Annotated in this window: 8 protein-coding genes; 2 read left to right on the plus strand and 6 right to left on the minus strand. The window is 51.0% G+C overall.

All coding sequences use genetic code 11. The features are described from left to right. Together speE and speD are read left to right on the plus strand one after the other, a co-directional pair. The coding region (speE, locus tag RTK32_RS12745; RefSeq protein ID WP_312044484.1) for a polyamine aminopropyltransferase at positions 1–779 on the plus strand (779 nt) is incomplete at its 5' end. Between the two features lie 27 nt (positions 780–806). Then, a complete protein-coding gene (gene speD / locus RTK32_RS12750; RefSeq protein WP_312044486.1) occupies positions 807–1,616 on the plus strand; it encodes an adenosylmethionine decarboxylase in 810 nt (269 codons plus the stop codon). Between the two features lie 52 nt (positions 1,617–1,668). Here speD and RTK32_RS12755 read toward each other — a convergent pair whose 3' ends face one another. The 6 genes from RTK32_RS12755 to acnB form a co-directional block, all read right to left on the minus strand. After that, positions 1,669–1,827, minus strand: a complete 159-nt coding sequence (locus tag RTK32_RS12755) for a hypothetical protein (RefSeq protein ID WP_312044488.1) — start codon at positions 1,825–1,827, stop codon at positions 1,669–1,671. Continuing rightward, positions 1,793–2,155, minus strand: a complete 363-nt coding sequence (yacL, locus tag RTK32_RS12760; RefSeq protein ID WP_312044490.1) for a protein YacL — start codon at positions 2,153–2,155, stop codon at positions 1,793–1,795. The genes RTK32_RS12755 and yacL overlap by 35 nt, the downstream gene beginning before the upstream one ends. A 241-nt stretch (positions 2,156–2,396) precedes the next feature. Further along, entirely contained in the window at positions 2,397–2,951 is a 555-nt protein-coding gene (locus RTK32_RS12765) for a CpmK protein (protein WP_312044492.1), read from the minus strand. Beyond that, positions 2,948–3,481, minus strand: coding sequence for a carbapenem self-resistance protein CarG family protein (locus RTK32_RS12770; protein WP_409451089.1), 534 nt, complete (start codon positions 3,479–3,481; stop codon positions 2,948–2,950). Before RTK32_RS12770 ends, RTK32_RS12765 begins: the two co-directional genes overlap by 4 nt. Further along, positions 3,474–4,328, minus strand: coding sequence for an SUMF1/EgtB/PvdO family nonheme iron enzyme (locus RTK32_RS12775; protein ID WP_312044496.1), 855 nt, complete (start codon positions 4,326–4,328; stop codon positions 3,474–3,476). The genes RTK32_RS12770 and RTK32_RS12775 overlap by 8 nt, the downstream gene beginning before the upstream one ends. Before the next feature lie 1,021 nt (positions 4,329–5,349). After that, positions 5,350–7,415, minus strand: a 2,066-nt coding sequence (gene acnB / locus RTK32_RS12780) for a bifunctional aconitate hydratase 2/2-methylisocitrate dehydratase (protein WP_312044498.1), incomplete at its 5' end; no start/stop codon positions are given.

The raw sequence follows: 7,415 nt of genomic DNA on the forward strand, positions 1-7,415 counted from the left end.
ATGAGAAAACCGATCATCAGGATTTGATAATCTTCGAAAACGCCGCCTTTGGCCGCGTGATGGCGCTGGACGGCGTGGTGCAAACCACCGAGCGCGATGAATTTATCTATCACGAAATGATGACCCACGTGCCGTTGCTGGCGCACGGGGCGGCAAAGCGTGTGTTGATTATCGGTGGCGGCGACGGCGCCATGCTGCGTGAAGTCAGCCGTCATAAAGACATTGAGCAAATCACCATGGTGGAGATCGATGCGGGCGTAGTGACGTTTTGCAAAGAGTATCTGCCTAATCACAACGCCGGCGCCTATGAAGATCCGCGTTTCAAACTGGTGATCGATGACGGCGTCAACTTTGTCCGTCACTGCGATGAAAAATTCGACGTCATTATTTCCGACTGTACCGATCCGATTGGGCCAGGTGAAAGCCTGTTTACCTCGGCGTTTTATGAAGGATGTCGGCGCTGCCTCAATGAAAACGGCATTTTTGTGGCGCAGAATGGCGTCTGCTTTTTGCAGCAGGATGAGGCGGTCAACAGCCATCGCAAGCTGAGCCACTCTTTCCGCGACGTCAGCTTTTACCAGGCGGCCGTACCGACCTATTACGGCGGCATCATGACTTTTGCCTGGGCAAGTGACAACCCGGCGCTGCGCCAGCTGGAGACGACCACGCTTACGGCGCGTTATCAGCAGGCAGGCCTGAGCTGTCGCTATTACAATCCGGCGATCCATACCGGCAGCTTTGCCCTGCCGCAATATCTGTTGAATGCCCTGGCTGAATAACCGGGCATTTTAAGGGGGTGAACGAAATTGCAAAAGCTTAAACTACATGGCTTCAACAACCTGACGAAAAGCCTGAGTTTTTGTATCTACGATATCTGTTACGCGAATACCGATGCGGAGCGTGACGGCTACATTGCGTACATTGATGAGCAGTACAATGCCAACCGTCTGACGGAGATCCTTAGCGAAACCTGCTCGATTATCGGTGCCAACGTGCTGAATATCGCGCGCCAGGACTATGAGCCTCAGGGCGCCAGCGTCACCATTCTGGTCAGTGAAGAACCGATCGATCCCAAAGACATTGATAAATCAGAGCATCCGGGCCCGCTGCCGGGTTCGGTGGTGGCCCATCTGGATAAAAGCCATATCTGCGTGCACACCTATCCGGAAAGCCACCCGGAAGGCGGGCTTTGCACCTTCCGCGCGGATATCGAGGTATCTACCTGCGGCGTGATTTCGCCGCTGAAAGCGCTGAATTATCTTATCCACCAGCTGGAATCGGATATCGTCACCATCGACTATCGCGTACGCGGCTTTACCCGCGACGTGAACGGCGTGAAGCACTTTATCGATCACGAAATCAATTCCATTCAGAATTTTATGTCGGAAGATATGAAGTCGATGTATGACATGATGGACGTTAACGTCTATCAGGAAAACATTTTTCATACCAAGATGCTGCTGAAAGAGTTTGATTTAAAACATTATCTCTTTAATACCCACCCGGAAGATCTGACGCCGCAAGAACACAAGCGTATTACCGATCTTCTGTGGAAAGAGATGCGGGAAATTTACTACGGCCGCAATATTCCCTCGGTTGGCTTTAAAACGCTGTAAGCCGGACGCGGTAGGTTTCACTGACGGGCGGCCTTCGGGCAGCCCGTTTTGCTCAGGGTTTCGCCAGCGTTAGCGTAAAAGGCTGCCCGCTCAGCGTTTTCACTTCCCGTTCGCTCAGTAGCACGTCGGCAATGATATCGGTCAGGCTTTGCAACGGCGTGACGCGGGCAATCTCGTTAGCGCCCCTGCAAAAAATTGCGGTAGGCGGCAATGACCGCCAGAAAATCTTCGACGCCGCAAAAGCACAGGCTCTCTTCATCGTAATAGCTCATCCCCTCTTCCATCTCGTCGCCTTCGATGCTGAGCAGATTAGCGCGTACGATCACTTCCTCTTCATCCAGCCAGATCGTATATTCGCGGCCCACGCGCTGCCACTGACGCTCGGTGCCTTTAACATCAATAACGGCGGCTTCTACCTCATCCAGCAGCGTTAAATTATCCGCTGCCTCTTCATTAAACCAGTGGCCGATGACTTCGTGCCCCATCGACATGCGGACCTTTACCGTGCCGGTAACGTCGCGTAAAAATTCATATTCCATACTGCTGTCCTCTGACCTTACCGGGTTGCGGCTTCACCCTGCCGTGTCCGCCGGCCCGTTCCTGTGAACGGGTTACTCTTCTATTATCGCAGTATAAAGGCCAAAGAAAAGGGAAGAGAGAAGAAATGAAACGACGATCTCCTGAAGAGGATCGCCGCGTACCCGGGTAGCCGTGCGGGCAGGAAGCACATTAAGCGAAAACCGTCCGGTAAGCACACCAGAGCAGGTAATAAACTCGTCTTTAATAAAGCAGATCCAACTGAGAAGGAGGCGAAAGCACTCTCAGTTTGCCCGAGCGCGCTTTTCTGAAAATAATTTCATACCTGGCCCGACCGATGCCCATCAGGTCATTATCCAAATCGGTGTAGGCTACCCTGACAGCTTTATTTTTAGCCCATGCGGGCAAGGCGCCCAGCGTATAGGTAAAATCAACGGTTACCGTCTCCTCATCGGTATGATTGATATCGGTTACTTTACCGACTTTAAACTTGCCGTAGCAAAAGTCGCCGGACTCGTTAAACGCTTTTTGACCGTAGGCGGTCAACTTCCACTCTATTTTTCCGCCTGTTTTGTTTTTAGCGATCAGGCCGGCCTCTTTTAACGCCTCCATTTTTGCATTTATCCAGCTGTAGCCCCGCGCATAGGTAACGGCAGGCCAGGTTTTTTCGCCAAGACAAAGCGGCGGCTGGTTATCTAATGCCTGCTGTATTGCCGTTTTATAATGCTGGCTCACGCCAGCACTACCGGCATGGCAAGTTACGGTAAACAGTATTGCCACTATGCCTATCGCTTTCATTTAAAATCATCCATATTGAGCTTTTTAAGCGCGTCGGTCACATCTTCAAACTTTTTCTCGGTTATATAACTTCCGGCCAGGCGCCATTGAAAAGCAGGAATACCCGGATCGCTTTCGTCCTGCGCTATAACATAGCGATTTATTCTGACCGGAGCAGAATCGGCAATGTCGCCACTTTTATCGATGTCTGCTTTTTCCGCACTGACCATAAAATAGCGGTTTTGATAGTTAACCAGTTTATAATCATAAATTTTAACGCCGGAAGCAGAAAGGCTAACGTCCGCCCAGGTAAATCCGCTGGCCTGCGGACAGGGAATACTATTGTAATCCCCCTGCTTATTACTTATAAAAACGTTCATGGTTCGACTGGGATGCGAGGTGTTATTGTCGTAGTTGGCGATAAATATAATGTCTTTTATGCCATCTGAGTTGATATCGACAATATTTTCGCCATTTTTTAATAGCATCTCTTCAGGGCTGGCGAAGGCCTGCCCTGAAAAGAGCAGCGCTGCCATGAAAAATTTATTCATTGCCACCCTTCCTGATCAGACGAAAGCCGATATCGGACATGGTGAATGTTGCACTGTGGCTGTCGCAGCTGGCCAGAGAGGTAGAATGGGCAATATAGCTCCCTCCACAAAAATAATGCATGGTCACGCCTTCGGCGTCGCTTTTATCGTTAACCCACTCGTAGACGTTACCGCTCATATCATAAATGCCTGCGTCATCAGGCTTTAACGAACCCACTCGGGCTGTACCAAAATTTTTGGTGTTAAAAGGTGGATACCAGGCAACTTCGTCTGCCTTGTCGCTACCGGAGAAACGTTGCCCATAATGGCCTTTAGCTAATGCTTTTTCGCCGCCTCGTGCAGCGATCTGCCATTCAGTGATATTGGGCAGGCGATAACCGTTCGCGCTACTATCCTCGTGCAGGTCGTCAGTTTCCTCGCTGTTACGGGCAACAGCGCCTTTATTGGTCAGATAGACCGGCTGCAAGTGCTGTAAGGCACTTAGCGCATTAGCGAAAATGACGGCATCTCCCCATGCCACATTGGTTACCGGATGCTTTCCCTGTTCGTATTCAGGTGCCCGACAATCTTCATAGGTGGCACCATTGCAGCCAGGGTTAAACAGATAATGATTATTCTGTCCCCACAGATAGATCTGCTGATAGAACTCGTAGCTGACCTCTGTTTGCATGATGTAAAAACTTTTTATTTTTACATTGGCATGGTTTTTATAATCATGCTTACCAAAAACGCCGCCTACGTAATAATCACCCTCCTTAATTAAACTTTCTGCTAAATCGGTGTGGGCAAGCACCTTAAGGGAAGAAAAAGACAGGAGTATAACCAAATATCTTGCCAGGAATTTCATTGCGCCTCGCTATCTGCCTAAAATAAGAGCAGGATTGCATTTTAATAAAGTTGCCGTTGAAAAATTGCTGACAGACTACCCGACTTTTCCTTTGAAAGGAACATCAGGCATTGGCCTGTATTATTCGAGACATAATGAGACTTCGTCTCATTATTTTGGGTAATGCTTTCCAGTAGTAGATTTGTGATTAGCGGAGTCTGATATTATTCAAATATGTTTTATTTTTAATTGCACTTTGAAATCCCCGTCTATTTTTGGGTGGCATTTTTATATGCAGCTCTATTTACTGCGCGTTGGCCTTCGAAATTTTCTCCTTATTTTGAGTACAGGACAAGATAGCGGTTGCTTTGAAGATCCTTTTGGATACTTTTTCCACTTTAGCAATGAAAAGCAAGAGAGACAGAATGAGGCTTCTGCCTTTCCTGGCTTTCTAATCTGCCTGTACGGCAGTGAACCAGTACCAGAGCAACGAAGGCATGACGATTATTTTCTAAGCTGCCTGTACGGCAGTGAACCATTTTCAACCCTCTGTTTTACTGCCATTTCTTTTCTAAGCCGCCTGTACGGCAGTGAACCTTTTAGTAGAGGACATTGCCGACACCATGGATTTCTAAGCTGCCTGTACGGCAGTGAACTTCGTAAATATCAAAAATCCTGCCGTGAACACTTTCTAAGCTGCCGGTACGGCAGTGAACTTGAAGGGGTGTTCTCTTTCGTCATACCACGATTTCTAAGCTGTCTGTACGGCAGTGAACAGTAGCGATAAAAGTTTAACACCCTGTTTTGCCATGGAAATTGTCCTGTTCCTGATAAAAACCCCTTTTTTACCTGATTAAAAAAAGGGGGTTAAAATCAATTAACTAATCCAGACCTTAAAAAAGGGGTTTTACTGAATTCGTTATTTTCCCTTTCGGGTGGCTTCGCCCTGAGTGACGCCCATAAAAAATCCGGAACTGAAAACAGTCCCGGATTTTATGAGTTACGAAAGCGCTATTCGGCTCTGAATAACGCTATCGTAGGTTTAGACCGCCGTCTGGAAAATGACGCCGTCGGCTTTCTCAGTATATTGGCTCAGCTTATCGAAGTTCAGATAGCGATAGGTGTCCACCGCTGTCTTATCAACCTGCGCCATAAACTGCTGATACTCGTCCGGCGTCGGCAGTTTGCCCAGCAGCGAAGCCACTGCAGCCAGCTCGGCTGAGGCCAGATAGACGTTCGCACCGGTGCCTAAACGGTTCGGGAAGTTACGGGTTGAGGTGGAAACCACCGTCGCGCCGTCCGCCACGCGTGCCTGGTTGCCCATGCACAGTGAACAGCCCGGGATCTCGATACGCGCACCGCTCTTACCGAACACGCTGTAATAGCCCTCTTCGGTCAGCTGCGCCGCATCCATCTTGGTTGGCGGAGCCACCCACAGACGCGTTGGCAGCTGGCCTTTATGGCTGTCCAGCAGCTTACCGGCGGCACGGAAGTGGCCGATATTGGTCATACAGGAACCGATAAAGACTTCATCAATCTTCTCGCCCTGCACATCCGACAGCAGACGAGCATCATCCGGATCGTTTGGCGCGCACAGAATTGGCTCTTTGATCTCAGCCAGATCGATTTCGATCACTGCCGCGTAGTCCGCATCCGCATCGCCTTCCAGCAGCTGCGGATCCGCCAGCCATTTTTCCATACCCTGAATACGACGTTCCAGCGTGCGGCGATCGCCGTAGCCTTCCGCAATCATCCACTTCAGCAGCACGATATTGGAATTGAGGTATTCAATGATAGGATCTTTGCCCAGCTTGATGGTACAGCCAGCCGCAGAACGCTCGGCGGACGCATCGGACAGCTCAAACGCCTGTTCAACTTTCAGATCCGGCAGGCCTTCAATTTCCAGGATGCGGCCGGAGAAGATGTTTTTCTTACCCTTCTTCTCAACGGTCAACAGACCCTGCCTGATGGCATACAGTGGGATAGCGTGAACCAGATCGCGCAGCGTAATACCCGGCTCCATTTTGCCCTTAAAGCGCACCAGTACCGACTCTGGCATATCCAGAGGCATGACGCCGGTTGCGGCGGCAAATGCCACCAGGCCAGAACCCGCCGGGAAAGAGATCCCGATAGGGAAACGGGTATGGGAGTCGCCGCCCGTGCCTACGGTGTCCGGCAGCAGCATACGGTTCAGCCAGCTGTGGATAATGCCGTCACCCGGACGCAGCGAAACGCCGCCACGGTTCATAATAAAGTCCGGCAGCGTATGGTGCGTAGAAACGTCAACCGGCTTCGGGTAGGCTGCCGTATGGCAGAAAGACTGCATCACCAGATCGGCAGAGAAGCCCAGACAGGCCAGGTCTTTCAGCTCGTCACGGGTCATGGGGCCGGTAGTATCCTGCGAGCCTACGGAAGTCATTTTAGGTTCACAGTATGCGCCAGGGCGTACGCCCTCGGTACCGCAGGCACGGCCAACCATTTTCTGCGCCAGAGAATAGCCGCGCGTACTTGCCGCCACGTCTTTCGCCTGACGGAACACATCACTGTGTGGCAGGCCCAGCGCTTCACGGGCTTTGGTCGTCAGACCACGACCGATGATCAGCGGGATACGACCGCCAGCACGAACTTCATCAAGCAGCACGTCGGTTTTCAGCGCAAAGGTAGCCAGCACTTCGCCCGTGGCGTGGTTACGTACTTCGCCTTTGTACGGATAGATATCGATGACATCGCCCATATGCAGGTTTTGCACGTCAACTTCAATCGGCAGTGCGCCAGCATCTTCCATGGTGTTGAAGAAGATAGGAGCAATGTTATTGCCCAGCACCACACCGCCGCCTTTTTTGTTCGGCACGTGAGGGATATCGTCGCCCATAAACCACAGCACCGAGTTGGTCGCAGATTTACGGGAAGAGCCGGTGCCCACTACATCGCCGACGTAAGCCAGCGGGAAGCCTTTGGCCTGCAGCGCTTCGATCTGTTTGATTGGGCCAACGGCGCCAGGCTGATCCGGCTCAATGCCTTCACGGGCGTTCTTCAGCATCGCCAGCGCGTGCAGAGGGATATCCGGGCGTGACCAGGCGTCAGGCGCAGGAGAAAGATCGTCGGTGT

It is taken from the genome of Erwinia sp. (assembly GCF_031978025.1).
GTDB lineage: Bacteria > Pseudomonadota > Gammaproteobacteria > Enterobacterales > Enterobacteriaceae > Erwinia.

Coding starts and splice junctions, on each gene's coding strand:
- yacL (WP_312044490.1), bottom strand. CDS start 2,155: ATGGAATATGAATTTTTACGCGACGTTACCGGCACGGTAAAGGTCCGC.
- RTK32_RS12765 (WP_312044492.1), bottom strand. CDS start 2,951: ATGAAAGCGATAGGCATAGTGGCAATACTGTTTACCGTAACTTGCCAT.
- RTK32_RS12770 (WP_409451089.1), bottom strand. CDS start 3,481: ATGAATAAATTTTTCATGGCAGCGCTGCTCTTTTCAGGGCAGGCCTTC.
- RTK32_RS12775 (WP_312044496.1), bottom strand. CDS start 4,328: ATGAAATTCCTGGCAAGATATTTGGTTATACTCCTGTCTTTTTCTTCC.